The 25,576-nt window shown below is 40.0% G+C and carries 22 protein-coding genes; 7 read left to right on the forward strand and 15 right to left on the reverse strand.

Annotation, left to right across the window (positions count from 1 at the left end):
* Positions 1–291: 291 nt before the first annotated feature.
* The 10 genes from HQK88_11375 to HQK88_11420 all read right to left on the reverse strand — a co-directional run bounded on the left by HQK88_11375 (position 292) and on the right by HQK88_11420 (position 10,236).
* Positions 292–1,455, reverse strand: a complete 1,164-nt coding sequence (locus tag HQK88_11375) for a DUF3570 domain-containing protein (protein ID MBF0617402.1) — start codon at positions 1,453–1,455, stop codon at positions 292–294.
* Complete coding sequence (locus tag HQK88_11380) at positions 1,452–1,679, reverse strand: DUF4266 domain-containing protein (GenBank protein ID MBF0617403.1); 228 nt, start codon at positions 1,677–1,679, stop codon at positions 1,452–1,454. Before HQK88_11380 ends, HQK88_11375 begins: the two co-directional genes overlap by 4 nt.
* On the reverse strand, positions 1,676–2,206 hold the full coding sequence (locus HQK88_11385; GenBank protein ID MBF0617404.1) for a TlpA family protein disulfide reductase: 531 nt from the start codon (positions 2,204–2,206) through the stop codon (positions 1,676–1,678). Before HQK88_11385 ends, HQK88_11380 begins: the two co-directional genes overlap by 4 nt.
* Positions 2,207–2,218: 12 nt before the next feature.
* Positions 2,219–2,851, reverse strand: coding sequence for a hypothetical protein (locus HQK88_11390; GenBank protein MBF0617405.1), 633 nt, complete (start codon positions 2,849–2,851; stop codon positions 2,219–2,221).
* Positions 2,852–2,870: 19 nt separating this feature from the next.
* A complete protein-coding gene (locus HQK88_11395; GenBank protein MBF0617406.1) occupies positions 2,871–3,536 on the reverse strand; it encodes a hypothetical protein in 666 nt (221 codons plus the stop codon).
* Positions 3,537–3,542: 6 nt separating this feature from the next.
* A complete protein-coding gene (locus HQK88_11400; protein ID MBF0617407.1) occupies positions 3,543–4,370 on the reverse strand; it encodes a cytochrome c biogenesis protein CcdA in 828 nt (275 codons plus the stop codon).
* Between the two features lie 104 nt (positions 4,371–4,474).
* Positions 4,475–5,332, reverse strand: a complete 858-nt coding sequence (locus HQK88_11405) for a helix-turn-helix domain-containing protein (protein ID MBF0617408.1) — start codon at positions 5,330–5,332, stop codon at positions 4,475–4,477.
* 134 nt (positions 5,333–5,466) lie between these two features.
* Complete coding sequence (locus HQK88_11410) at positions 5,467–6,906, reverse strand: hypothetical protein (protein MBF0617409.1); 1,440 nt, start codon at positions 6,904–6,906, stop codon at positions 5,467–5,469.
* Positions 6,907–7,035: 129 nt separating this feature from the next.
* Complete coding sequence (locus HQK88_11415; protein MBF0617410.1) at positions 7,036–8,409, reverse strand: outer membrane protein transport protein; 1,374 nt, start codon at positions 8,407–8,409, stop codon at positions 7,036–7,038.
* Between the two features lie 93 nt (positions 8,410–8,502).
* Positions 8,503–10,236: a caspase family protein gene (locus tag HQK88_11420; GenBank protein ID MBF0617411.1), complete on the reverse strand. Its 1,734-nt coding sequence runs from the start codon at positions 10,234–10,236 to the stop codon at positions 8,503–8,505.
* Positions 10,237–10,799: 563 nt separating this feature from the next.
* On the opposite strand from HQK88_11420, the gene HQK88_11425 reads away from it, so the two are divergent.
* The gene (locus HQK88_11425; GenBank protein ID MBF0617412.1) at positions 10,800–11,498 is read left to right on the forward strand and encodes a Crp/Fnr family transcriptional regulator; all 699 of its coding nucleotides are present in this window, start codon (positions 10,800–10,802) and stop codon (positions 11,496–11,498) included.
* Positions 11,499–11,523: 25 nt separating this feature from the next.
* Here HQK88_11425 and HQK88_11430 read toward each other — a convergent pair whose 3' ends face one another.
* A complete protein-coding gene (locus tag HQK88_11430; GenBank protein ID MBF0617413.1) occupies positions 11,524–12,714 on the reverse strand; it encodes an iron-containing alcohol dehydrogenase in 1,191 nt (396 codons plus the stop codon).
* Entirely contained in the window at positions 12,711–13,019 is a 309-nt protein-coding gene (locus HQK88_11435; GenBank protein ID MBF0617414.1) for an antibiotic biosynthesis monooxygenase, read from the reverse strand. The genes HQK88_11430 and HQK88_11435 overlap by 4 nt, the downstream gene beginning before the upstream one ends.
* Positions 13,020–13,241: 222 nt before the next feature.
* Between HQK88_11435 and HQK88_11440 the strand changes: the two genes are divergently transcribed.
* The 5 genes from HQK88_11440 (at position 13,242) to HQK88_11460 (ending at position 19,413) form a co-directional block, all read left to right on the forward strand.
* Positions 13,242–16,457 carry a hypothetical protein gene (locus tag HQK88_11440; protein MBF0617415.1) on the forward strand — a complete coding sequence of 1,072 codons (3,216 nt, stop codon included), beginning with the start codon at positions 13,242–13,244 and terminating at the stop codon, positions 16,455–16,457.
* Positions 16,458–16,701: 244 nt separating this feature from the next.
* Positions 16,702–16,947: a sulfurtransferase TusA family protein gene (locus HQK88_11445; GenBank protein ID MBF0617416.1), complete on the forward strand. Its 246-nt coding sequence runs from the start codon at positions 16,702–16,704 to the stop codon at positions 16,945–16,947.
* Between the two features lie 24 nt (positions 16,948–16,971).
* A complete protein-coding gene (locus HQK88_11450) occupies positions 16,972–18,111 on the forward strand; it encodes an NAD(P)/FAD-dependent oxidoreductase (protein MBF0617417.1) in 1,140 nt (379 codons plus the stop codon).
* Positions 18,112–18,174: 63 nt separating this feature from the next.
* Positions 18,175–18,825 carry a DUF1641 domain-containing protein gene (locus HQK88_11455; GenBank protein ID MBF0617418.1) on the forward strand — a complete coding sequence of 217 codons (651 nt, stop codon included), beginning with the start codon at positions 18,175–18,177 and terminating at the stop codon, positions 18,823–18,825.
* A 96-nt stretch (positions 18,826–18,921) separates the two neighbouring features.
* Complete coding sequence (locus tag HQK88_11460; protein ID MBF0617419.1) at positions 18,922–19,413, forward strand: hypothetical protein; 492 nt, start codon at positions 18,922–18,924, stop codon at positions 19,411–19,413.
* 501 nt (positions 19,414–19,914) lie between these two features.
* Here the strand turns inward: HQK88_11460 and HQK88_11465 are convergent.
* Genes HQK88_11465 through HQK88_11475 form a run of 3 tightly spaced genes read right to left on the reverse strand, consistent with a single transcriptional unit; the run spans position 19,915 to position 24,468 of the window.
* Entirely contained in the window at positions 19,915–20,973 is a 1,059-nt protein-coding gene (locus tag HQK88_11465; GenBank protein ID MBF0617420.1) for a prolipoprotein diacylglyceryl transferase, read from the reverse strand.
* 14 nt (positions 20,974–20,987) lie between these two features.
* On the reverse strand, positions 20,988–21,992 hold the full coding sequence (locus tag HQK88_11470) for a phosphatidylserine decarboxylase (GenBank protein MBF0617421.1): 1,005 nt from the start codon (positions 21,990–21,992) through the stop codon (positions 20,988–20,990).
* A 4-nt stretch (positions 21,993–21,996) separates the two neighbouring features.
* On the reverse strand, positions 21,997–24,468 hold the full coding sequence (locus HQK88_11475; protein ID MBF0617422.1) for a hypothetical protein: 2,472 nt from the start codon (positions 24,466–24,468) through the stop codon (positions 21,997–21,999).
* A 214-nt stretch (positions 24,469–24,682) separates the two neighbouring features.
* Here HQK88_11475 and HQK88_11480 point away from each other — a divergent pair, with 214 nt between their 5' ends.
* Complete coding sequence (locus tag HQK88_11480) at positions 24,683–25,573, forward strand: MBL fold metallo-hydrolase (GenBank protein ID MBF0617423.1); 891 nt, start codon at positions 24,683–24,685, stop codon at positions 25,571–25,573.
* Positions 25,574–25,576 lie beyond the last annotated feature (3 nt).

Below are 25,576 nucleotides of genomic sequence, written 5' to 3' on the forward strand. Positions count from 1 at the left end.
TTTCTCCAGCGAAACCGCACTTCTAAAGCTCCTGTATCTGTCGATTCAGAACCTCCCCATAGGGGATGCCCCTGTTCAGAAAAATGGAGCCAGCCTTTAAGAAACTGGAGCCAAACTATTTCTCAACCTGCTTTATTTTTCGAGGGCAGGCTAATATTGGATATCACTGTGTGACGGAGTTTCAGACTTGACACAGTTTAATGAATTTATCCCTACAGGCTGCCTAAAATCAGTAAAAAAGTTTTAACTATAGATGGACACAGATACACACAGATAAATTAAATTGTTATTTCAGAACTCGTAGTCTATTGTCAGAGACGTAAACAGCGCTCTCATTCTGTCCATATTGTACCAGTACCTGATGTAATCGTTTTTAGATGTGACGTAATAATCGGCGCTGCACTTTATTTTCATCTTGCTTAAATCTATAAAGGCTGTCTCAGCCGTTTTGGGTTTAAGGATAAGTGCAAGCCCAACGGTGTTTGAATTAAAGGCGCTATATCTGTAGTCAACTCCTATGTATTGGTCATCTCTTTTATACTGGCTGATGGATTTCATGAAGTCGGCAGCCCCTTGTGTATAAAACCTGTATCTTGCCCCAAGAGTTACCGTTTTTGAGATTTCACGATATAGTTCAGCCTCAAACGTGTGAGCGTTTATATCCCACGTGTCGGTATAGAGTCTGTACTTAAAGTGCAGGCTTGTAAGGGGATCAAGAGCCTTTACAAGTTTAAGCGCCAGTGCGTGGCCTATCCTTTGCTGAGGGTAGCGCTCAAATACGGTGAATGTAGTTGTGGTCAGGTAGTAGTAGGGAGAGGCCATATAGCCGTCTTTATCTATAAATGAATAAATAAACTGCCCGGAAAATGTGGGAGAAAACAGTTGGGTAACAGACATATCTATTTCAGCTTCATTTCTGTCATCTGTTGAGAGTGCTCTTGCAAACGATGGATGCCACTTGTCAAAAGCATAAGACACAGACAACCCCAAAGCTGTGTTTTGCTCATTAAGAAGTCTTGTATAATCGGCATATACCGAGCGCCCTGTATAATCCCTTTCAGTGGAATAGTAGCCACCAAGTGTTAATGTGTTTTCGTAATCCTTGTACATGGCAAAGAAATTGGGAGCATACCGCACCTCGTCAAATGTCCCATGCTTTCGGGTAGCGCTTGTCACGGCATCAACGGCCTTTTTCCGCCCTCCGTTATACATGGTCGCAGAGGTGATGGCATCTACACTGAATTTACCTCCTAGAAGAAAGTTGCTGGTTATTCTTTTGTAAATTCCTATGTTTGGAGAATATACTTTAGTGTCGCCGCTATCATAGTAGAAATCATAACCGAGAGAGATTTTGTCTTTTAACTCCTCAGCGCTAAGGAGCGCTAAGGAAAGAAGCACCAATAGAGTAAGGAAAAGCAGAGCGCCAATTTTAGATAATTTCTTATGCCGCCTCATCTGCAGCCGCATCCTCCCTGAAATGTCCCCTCACCGCCCTCAGCAGCCTCTCTAATCAAAAACACGTGCCCCTCCAACTCGCTCCTTCCCTCCATCGGGCTAAAAAACATCCTGTCCTCAGCCAAAAACTCCCTCTCATACGGCTTAACTATGGCAAGTTTTTCTGAACACGACGATAAAAAGGCAACTGCAATAATCACTATCGCTAAAGTAATCAGTTTCATTTGAGTAAAGCCCCAATTGCAGATTTGAGAGTGCCGATATTTGCAGCTGTAAATGACCCAGGGAAAATATTTGCAATTTTACCGGTTTTATCTATCAGATATGTGGCAGGCATACCACGAGGTTTGTAATCATTTGCGATTTTCTTGTCTTTGTCGTACAAAACGGTGAAGTTTAAATTTTTACCGGTTTTAGCCTCAAGTCCTTTAAGGAAATCAACGGCTTTAGCGGCATTATTGTCAACAGACGCTGCCACAATAGCGAGCCCCTTGTCTTTAAACTCATCGGCAAGCGTGATAAACTCAGGCATTTCATCCTGACAGCCGGTACACCAACTAGCCCATATATTTAGAAGAACCACTTTACCGGCAAAATCCGACAGCGAATACACCTTTGATGTATCAAACAACCCTGGAAGTTTAAAGTCAATCGCCGGCTGACCCTCCATAGTTATTGCGTATGCAAAAGTAACCGTACAGACAATCAGAGCAAAAGCAATCAGTGATATTTTTACAAGTTTTGTAAACATTCTCTACCTCCTTTAATTACATTTTGATGAGTTTATGTTGGGATACAAATAACCGTCAGCGCCACCCTGAGGCACTGCCGTATGGCAAGCGTTACATGAGTACATGTTCGATGAATCGGATGGATTTGAATTGTTATAAGCACTTGTAAAGATGTGGCGGCTCCTGCTGTTACCGATTACGGTACCATCGCTTGTTATCAGCCGCACGTAGTAGTTTCCGGTTAAGGATGAAAGTTTTCTTGACAGAATAAATATATTTCCTGTTCCATTACCTCCGGTGGATGACGCGTCGGTGTAGTTTGAGGAGTCGTAAACCACGTTTAAAGTACTATCTACAAATTGAACATACAGTGTGGTGTTACAGGCATCTGTTACATTATCAACGTCTGATACAGTAACTGACTTAAATACAGTTCCTCCGATAAGCAGATGTCTGTTAGTTTCAAGATCAGTATTGTGACAGTACAGACAATCCCTGCCCTGATTGTGCCAACCGGTGTTTGAGCTGGAGGACGATGCGGATGAGCTGCTACTGCCGCCTCCACTGCCTGAGCCGCACGAAACCGTAAGCAGAGCCATCAGCACAAGTAAAATAGAGCCAAAGTACGTTCCTCTTATCGCAAGTCTATAGCAATTACACGCCATGCTCGTCTGTGTGCCTCCATTAATTACATTTGGATGCGTCTATATTGGGATACAAACGGCCGTCTGCATTGAATTGTGGCGTTGCATTATGACAAACGTTACACGAGTATCTGTTTAATAAGTCAGCTGGAGTTGAATTGTCGTAATTGCTTGTAAATGTATGAAGATTCCTGCTTTGGCCGATTGTTATATTGTCGCCTGTCACAAGCCGCATGTAATACTCTCCGGTTAAGGATGAAAGTTTTCTTGAAAGAATAAATATGTTTCCTGTCCCATTATCTGCATTTGACACTGTATCAACGTAATTTAATGAGTCGTAAACAACAGTAAAAGAAGGATCAACCAATTGTACATGAACATTAGCATTACAGGCATTGGATACATTATCAGTGTCTGAAACAGTTACGGTTTTAAACACTGTCCCTCCGATAAGTAATTGCTTGGTGCTGCCGGCAAACACAGTGCTATGACAGTATAGACAATTCAGCCCCTGATTATGCCAACCGGGTGTTGTGCCGGAGGCTGTGGAGGTAGTTGTCGTTGTGGTGGAGAAATATGTGGAGCCTGAGGATGACGAACCACCGCCTCCACCGCCTGAGCCGCATGAAAGAACAACCAAAGCCATTAATGCAAGTAGTACAAAGCCTACAACAACTTTTAGAGATCTTTTAAAGACATTTCCCAAATCTGTTTACCATGCAGAAAGAACAGAGAGTTTTCCGGTAAGCAGCAGTAACCCAAGAGTTATCAATAAAACACCGCCCAGAACTTCAACAAGAGCAAAGAATTTACCAAATTTTCTGACAAAATTAAGAAATGTTGCCCAGAAAGCTCCGGCAATTATAAAAGGAATCCCTAATCCCAGTGAAAACACGGCAAGAAACAGCATACCCTGATAGACTGTGCTCTGTCTTGAGGCTAAAAGCAGGACTGAGCCGAGAATTGGACCAATGCAGGGGCTCCAGCCGGCACCAAAGGTAAGCCCCACGACAAATGAGCTAAACACACCAGCCGCCGCATTATTCTCTGCTTTAAGCTGTCTGTAAAGAAGCAAATGGGCTGAAAAAAAATACAGTGCAAACACAATAGCCCAGGCGCCCATAACTGCCATAAAATCCTGCTGCCCGATAAATTCAAAAGCAAACGCTCCGGCTATGAGAAGTCCAATTCCTGCAAAGATTTTAACAAAATCCTCCCGCAAAAAAAGGTTTGTAAAGTGTAGGCCAAAAAATATAACGAGAGCACCGCCTATGCGGTTTATGTACTGCTGGTAGTCAACAAGAAAACGCCCAAGTGCTGTAGCAGTTGCCCCCATAATAATAAACACCACAGAAAACCCCAGCACAAAAAAACATATTGGAACGAGAGTTTTAGCTATATTTCGTTTAACGCTGCCGGAATCCGCACCACCCTCCACTCCAGCAATAAAAGACAGGTAAGCTGGTACAATCGGAAGCACACACGGAGCAAGAAACGTCAAAATCCCTGCCGTGAAAACTGTAAAAAGTGATAAGTCCATCTTAGACCCCCTTCACGCGGTTTAACAATTTACAATGTTGTCTTATTAAACAAATACCCGGTACATAAAGTCAAGCTGATGTGATTGCGGGTTTATTGGTTAACTTACTCTGGATTTGGTACTTCAGAGGGTGTTGGTTTTGGGGGCAGTTCCAAGGTAACAACGCTTCCCTTTTGCCCGTAACCATCCAGCTCTTTACCGTCGAAAACTATTTTAACGCCTCCGGCATTACCCAGTTTTAATACAAAATTGTCATCAGCGACCCATTGCACAGTTTCCAGAGGTTTGAGAAACATTTGTTTTGTTTCTTTGCCGTCTATTTTAACACTGAGCCACGTTAAATCCGATGCCTTCAGCGACAGAGTATGCCGTTTTGCATTAGTTGCAACCGGAGACGGACTAACGGCAGGCTGCTGCACCTGTGTTACTTGTGCGGAGGTATCCTTAGCCGGTTGAGGCACTGTCTGATGCACCGCTTGAGGTGTGTTGTCATGGTTTGACGAGTTAACTGTATCTATAAATTCTTTGATATTTGTTTGTGCTTTGTTAATAATATCTGTTTTTAACCGCGGACTTTTAAATTTGTGGCTATACAAAAAATAAACAACCGGACAGGCTATCAAAATGATAATCACCGCATTTAGATATTTATATGATTTTACCGGTTTTACAGTATCAGTCTTGATGGAGATAAAATCATTGGTCTTAGTAACGCTGTGAGTGTCTGTCTGTACTTTATTGCTCTCACCATGATATACCCTCAGTCCCTCGGAAGGATCCAGTCCGAGAGCTTTAAGATATGTCTGTATGTGGCCTTTGACATAAGTCTCACCGGGGATTTTATGAAATTCCTCTTTTTCAAGCGCTCTGAGATAATACAAACGTATACGAGTTCTCTTTGAAAGATCCTCAATGGAAACTCCAGCCTCATTTCGACACCTTGTTAAGTACTCTCCTATCAAACCAACTGCACCTCAGTCAAAATTTCTATAAACACACTCATATAAATAAACACAAATTATTACAGAAAATCAAGTGTGTATATGAAACAAACTGTAAACAACTTAGTGGATTCCTGTTAGAGACTTAAATGTCTTTAGTTCTGAAGTCCCATAATTACAGAGCTCTTAACTGGTGATACATTAGTGGGTGTAGGTGTGACACCTGTATTTAACGACATTAACACAATATCCTTTCCAGTTATATACGTGTTTGCGGAAAGTGCCTGAGTGTGAGTTGTAAATGAACCTGAGGAGCCATCAGGTGCAACTTTAACAACCCAGAAATCAGAACCTCCAGCTCCGTAAGAGTCAGTGTTTCCAGCTAACAAGTAGCCGCCATAAGATGTCTGAGCAATAGAATAAGAGCTCGCAAAATCATCGCCAGGTCCACCATAAGCATTTTGCCACTGAATCTCACCATTACTAAATAGCTTCAAAGCCCATACGTCATAAGCGCCTGATCCGAAAGAATTAGTGCTTCCGGCTACAAGATAGCCTCCATCGGTTGTCTGAAGGATAGAGTAAGCAAAGTCATTTCCAGTACCGCCGTACGTTTTTTGCCACTCTATGGCTCCAGTGGGATCTAATTTAAGCACCCATACATCCTCATCCCCTGTCCCAAAAGCGTTAGTGTAACCAGCAACAATGTACCCACCATAGATACTCTCTATTGCTGAAAATGTAAAGGACTGATTTCCATTACCGTACGTCTTTGCCCATATCACATTACCATCAGCATCTAATCTGATAAATAAAATATCAGCAGTTAAATCACATACAGATATCCTGTTTCCTGCAATGATGTACCCACCGTCTGATATCTGCTTTATGGAATAAGAATTTTCTACTTCTGTAGTCCCATACGTTTTTTGCCACTTTATAGTTCCGTTAGAATTAAGCTTAAGCACCCATATATCATCTGAACCTGCACCGAAGGTGCCTGTATAACCTAATACAATATATCCGCCATCAGATGTTTGCTCTATGGATTTAGCATATTCTATGCCTGATATGCCAGCTCCTGTGTTGGAACAACCTATTACGTTGTAGCATGTACCATGTCCACCATAAGTGTTCTGCCATGTTGGCGTTCCGGCAGAGTCTAACTTCAATATCCACATATCATAGCAGCCGGCACCAAAAGAATTAGTATAACCTGCAACAACATAACCACCATCTGTTGTTTGTTTTATTGATTGAACACTGTCGTTATCAGCTCCCCCGTATGTGTATTGCCAGTCTATTGAGTTAGATTTACTCATCTTAATTACCATCATGTCTTTGTTACCATAACCAAATGACCATGTGTAACCTCCAACTATGAATCCGCCATCTGTTGTGCTTGATATAGAGTAAGCGGCATCGTTAGAACTGCCACCAAGTGTTAATGCATATGTATCTGTACTGCCTGAAATGTTCTGAGATGAGGTTGTAACGCAAGCACCTTTATGTATTCCGTAAAGCAAAAATAACACTACCGCTGTTAACACAATTATGTAATAAAATAGTCCTTTGTACTTTACCAAATAAGTCATTACAGTCTCCATAATATTCCATCAAAAACAATTCCGATACTTTTCTCATTTATAAAAAACTCAAAAGATGCTGTTGAATTATTACAGAGGAGTGTTTCTTAACTTTGAAATCATTCCCCAGTAATTGCACTAGAATTGATACACTGAAGATACAATGAACTTATTGTTTATATCTGCTAAATCAACTGCTAAATCAAGCTGTAAATGATTTACTATTACTGTTCCAACACCTCCGGTTACATGCCAAAGATTCTTACCACCGTCAAAGCCTAAATCTTTCATATTCTGATTTGTGGTACATTCCAATGAATGTTTTGGTACATAATAGGTGCCAAGCCTCACGGCTAACGGTAATTCTTTTGTGATGTTAAACATATATTCAGTCCCTAAATGGTACTCAACTATATCATTGATTTTAAAATCTGAAGCAGAATATGTCGCTCTTGGATCACTTGTTGAACCCGTATATGCATCGTATGCGACGTGAAAATCTCTCATTAGTTGTGAATACAACACATATTTCGCTTCTGTGGATATCAGCAAGTTCTGTATGGGTCTCACGGAAACACCAAATGAATAGGAGTCAGGAACTTTAAGTTTGTTTGTAAAATTATACGAGATTACCTGGGCGCCACCCAAGCTGCCTAAACTATTTAAAAAACCTGTTATATTATATGAAGTTTTATAATCATACTCAGGCATGATGGCACCGTTTACGCCAAAGTTTAACCATGACAGCGGCTTATAGAGAATACCAAAGCGGTAACCCACTTTTGCACCAGAACCATTGGAAGAATTATTGTTATCTGAAAAATATGTTGTGTCAGATGATGTTGCAAAACCACCCGCTATTGATTCAGAAAAAGAACTTTTTAAAGTCATATGTATTGAGCTAAGCCCGGCTCCAAACATGAGTTTATTGTCAAAAAAACTTTTAGATAAACTAAGACCGTATTCATCTATAGATAGATTGGTTTCAATTGGCCAGATTGCATACCCGTTGGTAGAGTTGTGAAAAGAAACTGTAGAATTTTTAACTATATCACCAGTTTTGCTATAAAATAAGGCTATATTTAATGCTTTATTAAAAATCGGTGTCGAAAATGAGCCATACGATAGTTTTGAGGATGTTCCACGTTCTGTGGTTTGGCCAACTGTAACAATATCATTAGGACCGCCAACGCCGCTATAGTGATATGACCCGCTGTTACCATTTTGAGTGCCATCGCTATATTGTAACGATATTTGCATTTTATCAAGCTGGGCTGTACCAGCCGGGTTTGCTATAGGAGCAGTAGTGTCATCTGCTGTGCTAACAAATGCTCCACCCATACCCAATGCTCTTGCCCCGGGAGGTGAAAAGTTAAAATCCACACCCACCCACTCAAACGTATTGTCTATGGCTAGTGCCTGGGATACAAACAACAATATTGAAATGAATAAAATAACAATCCCTAACGACTTTTTCTTTAAAGTTTCTGTTCTGATAAGATTAATAAACAACTGATTGCCTCCATTTACAAAACTTATTATAAACTCATAGTGAGCTTCATCTAATTAATCATTAAGTATTCCACTTTTACAAAACTTACCTAATCACTTCTTTTTCACAAACACGAAGTCACCTCCGTCATCACCAGAATTTCTGATAGCATTATATTCTGGTGTCTGGTTTCCTTTTCCAAGAACTCTCTCTTTCACTCGTTGTTTTACAAAAAACTCCTCAGCTGTAAAGAAATTATCCTCAATATTTAAAAGTCCATCTAAAAAAGCCGAAGCAAATATAGAATGCCCACTGCCTCCGTCATCAGACACAGGCTCATTTCCACCGCTTGCCATAAGTGTTCTGCTTGCTTTAAAAAGCATTTTTTTCACATATTCAACTCTGTCATCCTGGTAGTTTATATTTGCACCTTTGGAGTTGTTTGATGTTAGCCTTATCTCAACACCCCTATTAAATGTCCCTGAATAACAACTGTCTGCTACTATTAATATTTGTTTCGCTCTTATAAGATTCAGCTCTGATGTTATCTCATCAACTAAAATCCATTTAGTCGTTCTGCTGTCTACAGCGTCAACAGGCAGCCAATAACCTTTCTGGTTACCCTTTTCAAAATACCCGTGTCCTGCATAGTAAACAAGAAACTTATCGTCTGCTGAAAGCTTCTCTCTGTACATGTTTATTTCATCTATTATATTGTCCTTCGTTGCATTCTCATCAAGCATTGTTTTTACTTCAAAACCATACTTATCTTTAAGTACCTCAGCAACCTTCTTAGCATCCCCAACTGCTGTAGTAAGACCCGGGATATTTTTGTATTTGTTTATTCCTATTATGAGAGCAAAATACCTGCCTTTCAGTTCAAAAGGAAGTTTATCTTCTTTTATAATTTTTACTGTCTTGATAGTTTTATTTCTATCCAAATCGACTGCTGTTATCTCAATTTCACTTTGTCCTTGCTTAAGTAGTACTGTTGAATAAAATTCACCCTCTTTTTCCATACTTGCTTCAGCGCCATTTATATAAACCAAAGCTATTGCTGATTTGCCTGAGACAGAGGCTTTTACAACTGCTTTTTGACCGCTAACAACATTGCCTTGAGCATTATAGTTATTATTATTTACTTTTATGTCTGAAATCAAAGGAGGCGTAGTATTCTTCACTATAATATGTGGTGTGGGAGAGGGTGATGGTGATGGAGATTGTGTCGGCAATGGTTTCTGAGCAACTTGTTCTTGCGCTTTTACTAAAACAAGTTTTTTCGTAAATGTTTTTCCACCTTCATCAACGGCCAATATGTTGAATTTATTCTCGCCTCCAAGCAAGGGCACGGTAGCTGAAAAAATCTTATTTTCATCAATCGGGATTTCCTGACCATCAATAAGCAACTTAACCTTACCTTTGCCGCCCTTTATTGAACCGCTTATTTCAACTGATTCAATGTTATTTGCAAATGTTAGATTATTTTCCACAGGCCCCTTAAGAGCTATAGTTAATGGTGGGGGCGAGGGTGCTGACTGCGGTGTATCTTTTTGGGCATCTGTTTTAGGAGAGGAGGAGGCAACGGCACATGTCTTCTCTGCTTCTTTTAACATCTTATTTGGTGAGTACTCTTCTGTGAACATTCCCACCTTTATGGATTGATCAGTCGGCTCAGTCATTATTGCTTTCTTAAAAGATGCAATGGCGAGTTCACAATCACCATTTTTAAGAGCAGCAACACCATTTTTATAGTGAGTATTTGCTTCACTGAAATACGAAAATGCTTCTGCATCAGCAAATTCAAAAAGGTGATTTAATGAAAGCTTGCCTAATATGGGAAAAAGCATAAAAACCACCACCAAACACAGTATTGCTCTCATCACTCTTGTCGCCATAGCACAGCCCCCTTTAACCTAATTAAATCATCATGAAATTAATTTAATTGCCAATATAGCCTGAAGTTTTTATTAAGAACGCTTTGTGAACACAAGCACAGTTGGTGTTTATGATTTGATTCATAGCAAAATTTACATAAACAAGAGAAAACAGTGTTTTGTACGGAGATTGCGGCGTTACTACTGCGCGTATTGCTTTGCGACAGACAGGCAGACAGATGACACAACTAACTAGGTTCCTTTTTAGCAAAACATACGAATCTATCGTTTCAATTTTAATTTGCAATAGATTCACTTAGCTAAATTAACAAATATCAAAATTACTTGTCAATAGAAAAAATGTTAGTCAATAAAAAACTTTTTAGCTTTTGTAACCATATTATCGGAAAAAAGTAATAAAATTTATATACTATTTATCCACAAACACAAATGTATTAAACGCAGGGTAAAGCGTCTGCAATCTCCAAACTTTAGCACTTATGGTATAATATGTTAGATGGCATGAATGGTACAAAATGAGATATCCGGTAGAAAATAAATCTAAAAAAATAGTTATGTTTGAGACTCACCCGCTATTTTTGTCAACAAGCGGCGGGGAACTCACCTCTTTACACAAACAATCCAAACCATTCAATTTAAAAAAAGAACAGACCCTTTATATGCAGGGTTTGGAGTCAAAGTCGTTGTTTTTTTTAGAGAGTGGTTACATAAAACTTTCAAAGATAAATTATGACGGCAGAGTGTTTATTCTTGATATAGTGGAGCCAGGTGAATTCTTTGGTGAAATGACACTTGCCGGGGAAAAGGAAAGAAGCACAGGGGCAGATGCTATGGATAACTGCTCAGGGCTTGAAATAAAAAAAGAGACTTTTGAGGGTTTTTTAAAATCCAGGCCTGACCTTGCAATTAAACTTATACAGATGATAGGCGACAAAAGGCTCAACATGGAAAACATGCTGCGAGATATGATATTTATGGACATAGAAACCCGCATTGCATCCTTGCTGCTTAAATATGCCGATGGCGATATGTTAAAAATCTCACTGACACACCAGGAGATAGCCGATATGACCGGCTCTACAAGGGTCTCTGTATCAAGAACCATTATTAAGTTCAGAAACAAAGGATTAATAGAGACATCATGTGAACGAATAAAGCTGAAAAACATTGAAAAATTAAGCGAATATCTTCAAAAGGAACAACACTTAAATTAACCCCTCAAAAAACAACCTAATTATTCTATAATCGTTCAGTTAAAATTTCAATAAGGTCATTTTTAGACAGAGAGACCGGGTTTTCTTTAATGCCGGTTTCGGAGGCTATCTTTTCAAAATCGGCTGATTTTATACCATAAGCCGATAATTTTGGAATTTTAAGCAATTCAGTCCACTCATCAATTTTGCCGGTAAGAGAGTTTAAATTGGCATTTATATCATCATACGGTGAGTCTGTAAGACTGGCTCCTGCTTGCGCATATTTATGGAGAGCGGCATTGGCAGAGGGCATATCTTTAGCGGCTTCTTTTAGACGGGCAATATTTTTTCTTGTACAGGCGCCTACAAGTGTTCCACAGACAACACCGTGAGGTATTTCAAAATAACTTCCTATGGATGAGGCAAAGCCATGCACAACGCCAAGACCGGCATTAGCCAGTGTTACTCCTGAAATAAAAGCGGCATAAGCCATAGATGCCCGCACATTAAGGTCATCAGCGTGGGTTGTCGCACAGAGCACAATGTTTTTGCGGCAAAGGCGGATAGCATCCATAGAAAGCGCATCTGTAACGGGAGATGCTTTAGTGGAGAGAAATGATTCCAAAAGTTGAGTAAATGCATCCATAGCACAAGCAGAGGTAACGCCTGAAGGACAAGACAGATGAAGACGTGGATCAATAACTGCCACATCAGGCACAAAGTTGTCGTGTCTTAGTGACCGCTTGAAACCATTTACGCCAACACGGCTGAGTACAGCGTTTTTAGTGGCCTCACTCCCGGTACCGGCAGTTGTTGAAACGGCAATAAAGGGGAGCTTTTTACCGCTGTGGTTTAGCCCCTTACCCACACCCTCAAGATAGTCAAAGACGGAACCGTTAACAGGTAACATTGCTGAGACCGCTTTACCTGCATCAATGACACTGCCTCCGCCAATAGCCAGCACTGCACCAATATTGTTATTGCGGTATTTATCAGCTATTTTATCAATTAGTTCAGGGGTGGGTTCAGCCGTTATGGTTTCATGATAAAAGGTAACGGCGTGTTTTTGTAAATCATCTGAGAGCGCCTCAAATTTACCTGAGTTAACCAGAGATTTACCGCCTGTCAGTAGAATTATGGTTTTTGCGGTATTGGCAACAATTTTACCAAGTGTTTGGAATTTGCCGTCGCCAAAGTAAACATAAGGAGTTTTAGCAAAAGTAAATGGATTTATCACCACATTGTCCTTGCTGTGGGGTAGATTACAGAGTGGGCAACACCCTCTCTGGGCTTGTCCATCCACGGCTCTACGGTTTTACGCCACAGGAGGTAGTGGCTGGTGTCTTTATGTGCTTTTGATGCCGCCTCAGATTCATACGCCTCATAGAGCAGAAATCTTCCGGGGTCATCCTTACACTGTAAAACGTCAAAGCGCATATTGCCGGGTTCTTTTACTGAGGCCTCATGGTTTTTTCCGGTTGCCTCTATAAAATCACCAATATGCTCCGGTTTAACATACACGGTTACTGCTGTTACAATCATAATACACTCCGTTTTCTTAAATTGTGACTGGTTTAGTGTAAACGAATCGAACAGCCAAAGTCAAATTTGAAAATGAATTGGTTTATATCAAGTAGCAGTCACAAGCAAATGCAGGCGGCGGTGATTCATGGTTCAACAGGTTATAGTTGCAGTAATAACAAACTATGTTCTATTATAGCAGTACATGACTGTTTCACCCTTTCGAGGGTAGGTTACTGACTATTGGAAAACATATCTATACATAAAATATCAAAACCGGTTCTGTATAATGTCTTTTACAGGGAACGTATTGATGATAAGCTGACCGAGGGTTTGAAAAGGAAGGTGCTGTGGGTAAGCGGCCCTGCAGGCTCTGGTAAGACTACGCTTGTCTCCAGTTTTATTGACAGTAAGAACATTACGTGTATTTGGTATCGAATTGATAGTTACGATGATGATATAGCTTCTTTTTTTTATACTATGGGAATAGCTGCAAAAAAAGCCGGACGTAATAAAAAAAAGCAATTGCCTCTGCTCACTCCGGAGTATCTCGGCGGAGTTTCCAGATTTACTGAAAACTACTTCAATGAGTTGTATCAGAAAGTATCAACTCCATTTATTATTGTGCTTGACGATTATCATGCCCTCTCACATGACTCTAAACTGCACAATATTGTTTACACGGGTTTATCTGTCCTGCCAAAGGAAAATGTTTGGGTAATAATCATAAGCAGAGAAACCCCTTTACCGATATTTTCTCCTATGATAATAAGAAACGAGGTATATAATCTTGGATGGGAGGACATAAAATTTACATATCAGGAAACAGCTGATTTGCTTACCCATATGCACGGTACAATGTCTCAGGATGAAATTAATAGCAGGTATAACGTATCAGACGGTTGGGTGTCTGCGCTTATCGTACGAAATGAAAAATTCAATTCCGGAGACTACAGCTCATGGCTTTCATCTAACAGAGAGACGATATTTAATTATTTTACCTCAGAGATCTTTGGCTTTTTAGAAAAAAATACTCAGGAGTTTCTGCTTAAAACAGCATACATACGGGAAATGACGGTTCAGGTTGCACAGTCTCTATCCGGCTACACAGGCGCAGGTAAAGTGTTGGACTACATGGTAAAGAAGAATTATTTTATAGAAAAACACGGCTTAAAAGAAACCACGTACAGCTATCATCCTCTGTTTCGCTTGTTTTTACTGGAAAAAGCAGATGCATTTTTTTCTCAGCAGGAGCAGTGTGCTATCAGAAGAAAGGCAATAGAAATTCTTATGAAACATAACTTTACGGATGATGCCTCAGGGCTATGTATTGAAAACTCAGACTGGGAAACTCTTTCATCCATAATCTTGCTTAATGCAGCTCAATTTTTAACGCAAGGACGAACAGAGACACTTCTGAGATGGCTAAATGCACTTCCAGATAATCTTATAGAAAATCAGCCGTGGTTTTTGTATTTTAAGGGTTGTTGCTTTTTCCCGACTAACACCACTCTGGCGCTCAGCCTTTTTGAAAACGCTTTTAACGGCTTTATTGCTATTAAAGACATGGATGGAATATTGCTTTCATGGTCAGGATATGTTGATGTCGTCTTTGTAGAGCGTGGAATTTTTTTCAGACTTGACAAGTGGATTGATTGGATTGATGCCAATGTTGATAGGAACTTCAACTTTCCGTCACTTAATGTTGAAATTAGTGTGGTTAGTTCTATGATAGGTATTTTAATTTTCCGTAAGCCTGAGATGGCTTCAGCCGAGGTGTGGCTAAACAGAGCATTAGAATTAATGGACAATGATATTGACCTTAATGTCAGAATAGGACTGGCTGCAAAATTGCATCTATTTTTTATGTACAGGGGGACTTTTCTAACATGCAGGGCAATTGTAAAGAAAATGACTCCTTTTTTAAAAAATCACTCCGTTGAGCCCATGACGCAGCTTATGTGGTCAATGGTGGAATGCGTACAATTTCATATCATAGACACAAATATTAAGAAGTTTTTGGATGTTGTCCAAAATGGGCTTACCATATCGGCAGAAAATGGAGTTTTTGTTTTTGAACCGGTACTTTGTACGTTGGGAGCATATGGGGCATTATCGGACGGAAAATTTGACAAGGCGGAGGAGTTTATAAATTATGCTTTTTCAAAACTACCTCCCAACAGCTACTTTGATCAGGCAAACCTTCACTGCGTGCTGGTTTACAGGGATTTACTTCTTGAGAACTACTCAGGTGCAGTTAACAACGGCAACTTACAGATGTTTTTTGCTAAAATGACCGAAGGCCCGTTTCTTTCAATGTACACTCACCTTGGGTTATCACAAGCCTGTTTTGAAATGAAAATGTATGACGATGCCTTAAATCATATGACGCTGTCGCGTCAGAGTGTTGAGGGCGTTATTGGTTTTGAAATTGATTTTATTTTTTTATATCCTGAGGCATATTATTACCTGACACTGGGCGACAGAGAGCGGGGATTGGTACTGTTACAGAAGGCGCTAAAAAAGAGTTCGCAATTAAACATAACAAATATGGTATTTTGGCGGCCTAAAGTAATGAGACAACTTTTTGTTGAAGCGCTGAAAGCTGATATTGAGACCGAATATGTGCGTAAGGTAATACGCGAACGCTCAATATTACCTGAGGAGCCTTATTATGAACTTAAAGAGTGGCCCTTTCTTTTCAGGTTCTATACGTTTGGCAAATTTCATATTGTTAAGGATGATAACCCCATAGTGTCTAAAGGTAAGTCTCAGAAAAATGCTATGGCTTTACTTAAAGCCCTGATAGCCTCAAACACCTCAGGAGTTAATGAGTCATATATATCCGACATACTTTGGCCTGACTCAGACGGTGATGAGGCATATATGTCTTTTAAATTTACACTGCATAAGCTCAGGCAATTTCTGGGAAACAATGAGATAATTATTTTTTCCGGAGGAAACGTCTCTTTGGATTTCAGATACTGTCAGACCGATGTTTTTTTACTTGATGAGATCCACACAAAAACCATGAAGGAACGTTTATCAGATAACAATGAATTAAGTGACGATAATATCAGCCTCTTAAGAAATCTTACAGATACGGCAATAGAACTCTATAACGGTGAATTTTTGCCAGGAGATGAAAACTATCCGTGGATTAAACCTACAAGGGTAAAGCTAAGAAATCAATTTATGGATATACTTTCTGCGGCTGTTTCTTGTGCACTTAAGAAAGAACAATGGTATGAGGCTCAGCAGTACTGCATGTTAGCCGTTAAGGTTGATGAGCTTGCCGAACATTTTTACAGGTCTTTGATTTTCTGCCACACTAAAATGGGAAACACCGTGGAGGCTCACAGAGTCTATAACAGGTTTAGTGAAGTGCTATTTTCAAAATTGGGCATAAAACCCGGGGTTAATATGGATGCCTATATAAAAAAAACTTTCTTAAAATAACTATCCAATAACTAACCAGCCATACGTTAAACTTCAGGCGTCTTAAAAATTTTCAGGTGGACAATAGTGATATTGTTATAAGGTAGTTGGCCTGGAGCATAGAACATCAAGTCCTAACAATCGTGGTAAAGACATATTTGGTGGAAGCACACTGAAATTCACCTATATCCTGAGCATTTTTTTGTTCACAATAAATATTGTAATCAGATTGCATAGCAATCTAAACCTTAATATTTTAGGAGACATGATTATGGAAAGTACACAAATCAGTCAATCAATAGATGCAAGAGGTAGTGCTTGTCCAGGCCCACTTATGGAGTTAATCAAGGCGGTCAGGTCGGCAGAAGTAGGATCATTTATCGAACTGTTCACATCAGAAAAAGGATCTGCAAGTGACGTACCTTCATGGTTAAACAAAGTTGGTCAAAAGCTTGTTGATATAGAGGAGCTGTCAGACCATTGGAGAATCATAGTACAGAAAGTAAAATAATATAACAAAAGGGAGAGAGCTATTGTGGCTATAAAAATTGTGATTTTGGGAGGCGGTACAGGTGGTACTGTTGTTGCTAACTTATTGGCAAGGAGCTTGCGTGATAAAATAAAGGTCGGGCAGGTAACAATAAATATGATAACAGATAAGCCTTACCATATTTATCAACCAGGATTGTTATATGTCACATTTGACAGGATGTTGCCAGAGGATATTGTCAGGGACCAGAGGACTTTGGTTGATCCAATCGTTGATGTACTAATTGATCCTGTAGTAAATATTGACAGGGACAACAAAAAGGTTGTTACCGAGACCGGGCGTAATATAAATTACGACTATCTCGTCATAGCTACAGGCTCAAGAACAGTGCCTGAACTAATACCGGGTTTAGCAGAAGGTGGCCACACGTTTTATACTATGGATGAAGCGAAGAGGCTTCGCAACACTTTGGCAGGATTCAACGGGGGTAAGGTTGTTATATCAGTAGGTGTTCCTCATAAATGCCCTGTTGCACCTCTTGAGATGACTTTTCTGCTATATGATTATTTTAGTCAAAAGGGTATTCTTAATAAGTCTGAAATTTTTTATACATACCCTATAAACAGAGTTCATGCACTTGAACCTGTAAGTAACTGGGCAGTCCAGGAATTTGAAAGAAAAGGTATTAAATATGAAACACTCTTTAATATGGAGAGGATAGATGCTGACAAAAAAATAGTACATTCTATGGAAGGCACCGAGGTTGGATATGACCTCTTAATCGCTGTCCCCCCTCACAAAGGCTCACAAGTTATAGAAACATCAGGAATTGGAAAGGATGGATGGGTTCCTACCGATAAGATATACTTAAATAACGACAATCACGAAGATGTTTTTGTTGTTGGAGATACAACAAATATTCCAATAAGTAAAGCTGGTTCCACTGCACACTTTGAATCAGAGGTTGTTGCCGAAATAATAACATCTAAAATCACAACAGGGGTTTCATTACGGCAATATGACGGTAAGGTCTTATGTTTTGTTGAAAGCGGATTTGATGCAGCCAGCTATATCTGGTTCAACTATACTACTCCTCCTAAACCAACAACACCTTCAAAAATGCTCCATTGGATGAAGTTAACTTATAACAAACTGTACTGGTCAACTGTTAAGGGGATATTGTAAAAGTTGCTTAACCAATTGGAACAAAGTTGGACATTTAACACAATTACGAGGAGGATATATAAGGTGAAAGACAATTCTGCTTTAAATACACAAGAGTGTAATGAAATAATTGGCAAACTCGATGATCTAAGAAAGATACTTTTGAATGTGCAAAGTTCGGGATTGACTGAGATTCCTCAGGAGATTAAGGCCATGAAAGAATCAGAGAATTTTAAGCAATTAATTAGTATATTTGAAAGCGTTTCCTTTGTTATTAACTCTCTTACAGATGACATGGTTACTCATAATGCAGGTATGGCAAACAATCTCTATAGTCTTGCATTTGAGGCTTCCGATTCATCCATGGTGGACTCTCTTAGGGGTCTGAAGTCTTTGCAACAATCTGGTGCGCTGAAAGTACTAATAGAACTTTCAGATGTCATTTCTTTTGCATACAATGCCTTAACTGATGACATGATCCAAAGAATTGTGGCAACGCTTTCCTCATTTACAGAGATATTAATGACTCAACAAACACAAGAAATGTTCAAAAGCATGACTGAATGTGTGTCAGATACCGTAGAAAACTTTACAAAAACGCCACCCAAAACCGGGTTGCGAAGTATGATTTCTCTTATGAGAGATCCTGAAATTCAAAAAGGAGTAACTTTAATGGCACATTTAACAAGAAATTTTCAACAATGCCTAACAAAAAGCCATCAAGAAGCAGAATGAAAGGTAAATATCGTGTGTCTAAAAACAATGGAAATAAGGGTATTTGTTGGTTTACGGGGTGAATTTACTTATTTAGTTGTAGTGCATTAAAAGTGGATGAAGGTAAATAAAAACAAAAAAAGGGAGGTAAGAATGAAAAAGTCGTGTTTAGTTTTAGTTCTTTTAGTTTTAATGGTTGGTGCATCATATGCTGGGGATATTTCTGGTATGGTAAGCTATGTTGACTCAAGCAAAGGAGTGCTAACGGTACATGGAAAGGACATAGATGTAGGCTTTGATTGTAATGGTAGCATGTTGAACAAGGTTAATGTTGGAGATATGGTTAAAGTAGAATATGCAGAAAGTAAAGATGGTAATAAGGCAAAGTCAGTTGTGCGTTTAGATATTAAGGAGCCTCAGACGTTTACTGGAAAAGTAGAGCATTTAAACGTACATGAAGGAATCCTGATTATAGGAGGCGAAACACTTCTTTCAGGCTTTAGTTGTGAAGGTAGTCTGTTAACCGGTGTCAACGTTAAAGACAAAGTGACTGTCACTTACATTGTAGAGAAAGGAAATAAAATCGCACGTTCTATTACAAAGATGTAAACAACATTGTACGATGTTGAATGACTTAAATTAATCTTATTTTACCTTCGTTCCATTTTTTATTTGTAGCCCTGTGGTTTTCTACAGGGCTACACTTTTAATGATCCTTATTCACTCACAGGGAATAAGATTGACTATGTTTGACACTTATAATGTGATTGTGCAGGAATTAGATGATGACGGAATATAAAAAATTAACATAAGCAAGTAAAAACATATCAACTATTAGAAAATTTTTTGCTTTTATTATGCTGAGGGAGGATAGTGGTACTATGAAAATTTTTTGCGAAAAATATGAGAGCCTTTCAGAAATAAATAATTGCTTTCTATGTCAATATAATAAAACTTGTGATACTTTTACTGAGTACATGTTGGTTAATATCAAAGTTAAATAATGTTACATTTATTCGAGGACGTAACAACACATGAAGTCAGGCAGTCACTCTGTGAGGAGCTTTTGACACATGCCAACAAAGTTAAGCGGTTGAATGGTGCTTGATATTACACTTTATCTGCTCTGACAAATAGTAGAATCCTTGAGGCTGTCACTTTGCTCTTACCTAAATAGATAGCGGTACAAATCCACACAATTTGTAAAAACATCACAGCAGTCAGTTCTGTAAAAACCCTAATCCCTGCATATGTGTCTATCCGGACTAAAGCCGGTTCTGTTGTTAAACACGAAATTATCACTGCAAAAAGTATTGATGCAGCGCACATTATCTGATACCATGAAATTTTCTTATCTCCTCGATAATCGGATCGTATAAATTCAGACAATATTCTCCATCCCTGCGAAAGTATCAAGGCAATCAGAAACGCCGCTGTAAAATGCGAGTTAACGTATAAAAACATACCGACGCAGGCAATTGAAAGATTGATAACAGACGTTATCCCCTGTACCGGTATTATTTTTAATCCATCCCAGCCGTGGGCATAAGATATCTTTTTTGTTTTCCCTGTAAATACAAAATTAAACCGGCTAAATATCCGCTGTACAAAAGGGCTGCAGGCATTTAACGGCTTTCCATAACAGCACCCAAAACTTATACACGCAAGACGTCCAAGCCCCTCTCCGGTAGCGTATGTTATGGCCATTGCGGCAAGCACTGTCATAACCGGGACAGTATGGTTAGTATATTTACCAAAAATTTCGTTAACTATAAATATGGCGACAGGGGTCATTAAAAATCCGGCAAAAAAGGCGCCGCCTGTTGTAAAGGTGGAACTTTTCTTTTCCACTACCCGGGCTATGATTTTTGAAGCAGGCATGGACACTGCCAATATAGCCGCTATGATGATTGCAGATGCTGACACAGGAATATCCGCTCCCACGGTCAGGATAAAAAACAGGGCAATAGAAATTGCCGTAGCATTAGCTATAAGAACTCCGTACCATATAAAATTAATCCCCTCCCATTGCTCAGAACCAATGGACTTTCTTACCGGAATAGTTGCAGCAACCTGCATGTCCTCACGCTGAAGGTTTTTAAAACCCCATATAAGATAGGTATAACTTAGCACAGTAAAGGTTAGGATAAACAATAGGTTAAAGCTCATATTTGACACTCCTTTTAAGGATTTTTTGTCTCTGCCAGTAAGGATCGCACATCAACGTCGGTTTCCACAAGCGCTCTTCCTAATCCCACAGCTAAACGGCTCTTTACGAAAGTTTTATTCATGTTGGAGACAATATCAGGCGCAAACGATATTTTCTCCTTTTGAAACAGCAGCACTACCGTACTGCCTCCCGGACGAAACAGGCTTTTGGGTTGCCCCTTATTCATGAAAAGTCCCGGTTTAATTGAAACCGGATTGTCGTAAGCTTTATCGCTGTAACACTGGTGGATGTCTCCAATCATAAGCGCAGCAATTTCAGCCATCGCAACCAGTCCACATCCTGAACCGCCCGCCACAGAGGTGTCTATAATGGTCAGGCTGCGCCGGTTTTTAGAATACGGAGTAAGTTCAACAGCAAGCGCTCCTGGGTTACAACTGTGATACCTGCCGCTTATGTCATAGTAATCCACTACAATGCCGGAAACCGGTACATGGTTGTAGTGGTATTTTTCAGGCGTAAGCCGAAATATTGCGAACTCTCCCTGATAAAACGCATTGAGCCAATCAGTCTTGTCTTTAGACAGCAACTCTTCAAAGTCAAAGAGTTTGCCTTTTACGGGGAGCGCTGACATCTCCTTAAGAGACCCCACAATTACTCTGGCATCAGAGGGACAAACTATGGCTTCTTTATTTTCCGGCATTGGGCGAGTTTCATGGTAACGAATTTTTCTTTCAAAAAGTGCCCGCGGGGTTGATAGTTTCTCAGGGCTGTCAAGACATTCAGCTAAATTAATACCTGTTTCCTTAATAAATTTACTGTGGCTTGTCAGCTTTGAACAGAGAACGTTTTCGTAATTCAAATAACCTAACAGTGAGGATGCTCTTTGCCCTGTAAGTGCTCTAAAAAGCAGCGGAGCGTTTTCTTTTATGTGGGAGTACAGCCAGTGAATCGTTCTGTCGGCAAAAACCTTTTCGGTAACTATTTCGCCCGACCTTCTGTTTATATACTGGTGCGGTATCACATTATCTCTTATCAGCACACTTACTGAGAATCGAATTATACCGCTCGGTTTCTTTATGTGTATCAAGAAGCATTATACTTATGAGTTTTTGAATCTCATCAAGTGTGAGTGTCTCGTTTAGGAGGCTTTTCTCAAGAGAATCCATAAAATCTTCCAGTGAACGGTTACCAATTATCGGTTTGAGGCAGCGCCGGTATTTTTCATAGATAAAATCTGACTGACATGGTTCGTTAACCAAGCTCTCTTTCAACAAAGAAAATGCCTCTTTCAAGTGGTTTACTCTCAAAGTGCCCCGATAATATTTCTCGGCGCTTTCGTTAAACTCATCTGCCGAAAGTTTAAACGGAGCCAGAGCTCCGGATACATTTAAAATCCCTTTGGTAATTCTGGATGATGTGGCAAATTCTGAAGGAGATTCGATTCTTAATTTCAGGTCGGCTATTGTACCATGAAGATCTAAAAGCTCAATAAGCGGAGCAGCATCCTCCGTAATAACCCTCAGTAGTCCCATTAAATACTCCCGGTTGAGCACTCTCAGGTAGCCCGGGTACCTTGAGCTTGAACGGATATGTTTTACTTTAGTAAGGATTTTCCTCAGGAACAGGTTTTTTGTATCGGTTCTTACGTAAAACGTTGGAATACCGATAGCCGTACCGAAGATAATCTGCCGCCTCTCACTTTCCACAAACGGGGTATCCGGTATATCTGCGTGTGTTACATCCCCTTTGGCTAACATATAATAGGCATAAAGAGTTATCAGAGTTTGTAGTCCTGCTGAATTACCAAGGTCGGATAAAATACTTTCAAAAAGAGAATAGTAACGCCCTTCAAAACCAGAGTAACCTATCTCGACGAACTTTCTCATGCGATAAAACAGATATGTGGACATCCTTTCGTCAAATACCCCCATGTGCATCAGATCCCGTTTGAGACGCTGTTCGTTACCCAGTGAACCGTCAAGGGACGGGGAGCTTTCCGTGCTTAGCACTGCAACGAGGTAATTTATAAGGCGATAATCATCAACGTAGTCGCCCTTAAAATTAAAGAGTCGGCTTATTGTTTTGTCAACAAGAGAGGGCCCAAATGGGGTAACAGGCCTGTTCAGTATTTTAAACCTTGCCTTTTTTTTCCACCTGCGCCAGATCATTCTGAGATGTGTGTAATGAAGCTCGTGCGGCAAAAACCCAAGGATTTTCTCAGGATGAAAATCGGAAAACTCCAGCCTGTATGGAGCGGCACTGTAGCTGCCTATAAATAGGGGAAGAAAGTGCTCAAACACTTTAATGACAAGGTCTCCTGTGTATTTTTCATGAGCCGCAGTAAGGCCCCGGAAAGCATTCTGGTGAGAGTCAGCCTTTAAAGCGCTGGTTATCCTGAGGCTTCCAAGGCTTAAGTGAGTGCCGTTATTTGAAAGACAGATATTGGATATGTTTGGCAAAACTACGAGATTGTTCGTTATGATACCAGCATCTTTCAGTTTGCCTATGGTGTTAAGCTGGCTTCTGCTTAGCACCTCATGGCAGAGCTTCATATAGGCATACTTTTTCTCTCCCTCGTTCCAGCCGGAAAGACAAGGATTAGCAAACAGTTCACGGTAAAATGAGTCTGAAATGCACTCGTTGAGCCGCTTTAACCGCACCGGCGGATGCGGAGAGTTGAACACTATTACTTGCTGGCCGGACGCTTTTAGTTTGAATTTCTCGTTTGCATAGGCGCTAAGGAGATGGGTAAAAAGAAAGCGTTTTGAGGTTTCTGCCGCTATTGCCTTACCTCCGCTGAAAGCGGGCATAAGCGGGGTTATGTAGAAAGAATGAGTTTCCGGGGAGGTATTATCACTTATAAAATTTCCAAGCAGCCGCTTCCCTGTCTGCACAGCAGTGTCCGTTACTTTATTTTCCCTGTTTAAGCGCCATGAAATGGAATCGGACAGGGCAAGCTTTAGCAGGTAGCTAACAGGAACTCGTACTAACTCTTCACCGTTTTCAAAAAGTATAAAATTTGCAGCGTCTTTTCTTGGCTCTGACAGAGGGTCTTGCTTGTTTGCAAGCAAGTCGTAATCTAACATTGCACTTGATGCTTTGCTTAGCAGCTTGCGGGGGAAACGTACCCAGCTATTGTCCCAGATACCCTCGTGATTAGTCTGTATGAAATTTTCAACTTCAAGGACTGTTTTTGCCGGAGTTTCACCTGCTGCCTGCCGTTTTTTAATGTTTTTAAAATAATTAGAATCAAGTATATATCTCGGTAGATCTGCAGAACCCGGGGTTCCAATGACAACCGTTTGAAGCTCTGTCTCAGACCCTGCCGTAGTGTCGCAGGCGGTAAACGGAAGCGATTCAAGCAAACGCTCCGGAGATGTCCGGTCAACACCCAGTTTATCAAAAAATGCCTGAATCGTTTTGTCAGAACCGTTTGTATCGAGGTTTTCATGTAATCGCAATGAGTCAGTATCTTTTATATTGCCCAGTTTCATGTACAAGCTATTGTACGTATAAATTGTTGCATCATTATTAAGGTTTGATTAACATTGTGTTAAATAACAGAGGTACACCATAATAAAAAACTTAAAAAAACTATGAGTATGGCTATGAAATCTACGGCACTTTTATGAAGATTTGTTTCCTTTTTATGATTGCTAATGTTAGTATAAACGGTATGTTGTAAACAAAGGAGAGTGTAGTCAGAGGATGAAAATACGGTTTTGTGGCGTCAGGGGATCAATCCCTACTCCTGGTAAAGAAACTGTCAGATATGGCGGTAACACGTCCTGTATTGAGCTTACAGGCAAAGAGGGCACTATTTTGATTTTTGATTCCGGTACCGGCATAAGAACAATTGGGGAGAGGCTTGCTCCAAAGTCCCCGCTAACTATCCATCTGTTTCTGTCTCATACCCACTGGGACCATATTCACGGTTTTCCGTTTTTTATCCCGGCCTATATCCCTAAAAATGTAATCAATATCTATGGCCCTCCCCACTTCGATAAAACCCTGAGCGAGATTATGGCACAGCAGATGGTCTATTCGTATTTCCCTGTAAACTCCGATGAACTCTCAGCTACAATTAACTACCGAGACTTAAAGGAGGAAACACTTCAGGTAGGCGAGTTTACGGTAAAGTCAAAACTTATGAACCACCCCGTAACTTGTTTTGGTTATCGTGTGACAGAGGGTGATAATAGTATTGTTTATACGGGAGATAACGAACCCTACTATAATTTTATGGCAAATTCCGTGGTTGACGACAGTGAGCGCGAGGAAATCGAAATGATAGTCAAAGAGCAGAATTCAAGAACCGTGGAATTTGTAAGAGGAGTTGACGTACTGATTTGTGATGCGCAATACTTAGATACTGAGTACCAAACAAAAATCGGCTGGGGCCACAGTACAACTTTCCATGCCCTTGACCTTGCTATTAAGGCTGAAGTTAAACACCTTGTGATATTTCATCATGAACCCTCACGCTCTGATGATAAAATGGATGAACTTCTACAGTACACCATTGACAAGTGCAACGAGCTGCAGCACAAAGGTTTAAAGATAACTGCAGCTATAGAGGGTGAGGAGATTGATTTATAAATA

It is taken from the genome of Nitrospirota bacterium, assembly GCA_015233895.1.
GTDB lineage: Bacteria > Nitrospirota > Thermodesulfovibrionia > Thermodesulfovibrionales > Magnetobacteriaceae > Magnetomonas.

Excerpts from the sequence above, each read along its gene's own strand:
- HQK88_11375 (MBF0617402.1), bottom strand. The coding sequence starts at position 1,455 with ATGAGGCGGCATAAGAAATTATCTAAAATTGGCGCTCTGCTTTTCCTT.
- HQK88_11460 (MBF0617419.1), top strand. The coding sequence starts at position 18,922 with ATGAAGGTAAATAAAAACAAAAAAAGGGAGGTAAGAATGAAAAAGTCG.
- HQK88_11410 (MBF0617409.1), bottom strand. The coding sequence starts at position 6,906 with ATGACTTATTTGGTAAAGTACAAAGGACTATTTTATTACATAATTGTG.
- HQK88_11480 (MBF0617423.1), top strand. The coding sequence starts at position 24,683 with ATGAAAATACGGTTTTGTGGCGTCAGGGGATCAATCCCTACTCCTGGT.
- HQK88_11475 (MBF0617422.1), bottom strand. The coding sequence starts at position 24,468 with ATGAAACTGGGCAATATAAAAGATACTGACTCATTGCGATTACATGAA.
- HQK88_11380 (MBF0617403.1), bottom strand. The coding sequence starts at position 1,679 with ATGAAACTGATTACTTTAGCGATAGTGATTATTGCAGTTGCCTTTTTA.
- HQK88_11435 (MBF0617414.1), bottom strand. The coding sequence starts at position 13,019 with ATGATTGTAACAGCAGTAACCGTGTATGTTAAACCGGAGCATATTGGT.
- HQK88_11420 (MBF0617411.1), bottom strand. The coding sequence starts at position 10,236 with ATGCTTTTTCCCATATTAGGCAAGCTTTCATTAAATCACCTTTTTGAA.
- HQK88_11400 (MBF0617407.1), bottom strand. The coding sequence starts at position 4,370 with ATGGACTTATCACTTTTTACAGTTTTCACGGCAGGGATTTTGACGTTT.
- HQK88_11425 (MBF0617412.1), top strand. The coding sequence starts at position 10,800 with ATGAGATATCCGGTAGAAAATAAATCTAAAAAAATAGTTATGTTTGAG.
- HQK88_11390 (MBF0617405.1), bottom strand. The coding sequence starts at position 2,851 with ATGGCGTGTAATTGCTATAGACTTGCGATAAGAGGAACGTACTTTGGC.
- HQK88_11465 (MBF0617420.1), bottom strand. The coding sequence starts at position 20,973 with ATGAGCTTTAACCTATTGTTTATCCTAACCTTTACTGTGCTAAGTTAT.
- HQK88_11445 (MBF0617416.1), top strand. The coding sequence starts at position 16,702 with ATGATTATGGAAAGTACACAAATCAGTCAATCAATAGATGCAAGAGGT.
- HQK88_11385 (MBF0617404.1), bottom strand. The coding sequence starts at position 2,206 with ATGTTTACAAAACTTGTAAAAATATCACTGATTGCTTTTGCTCTGATT.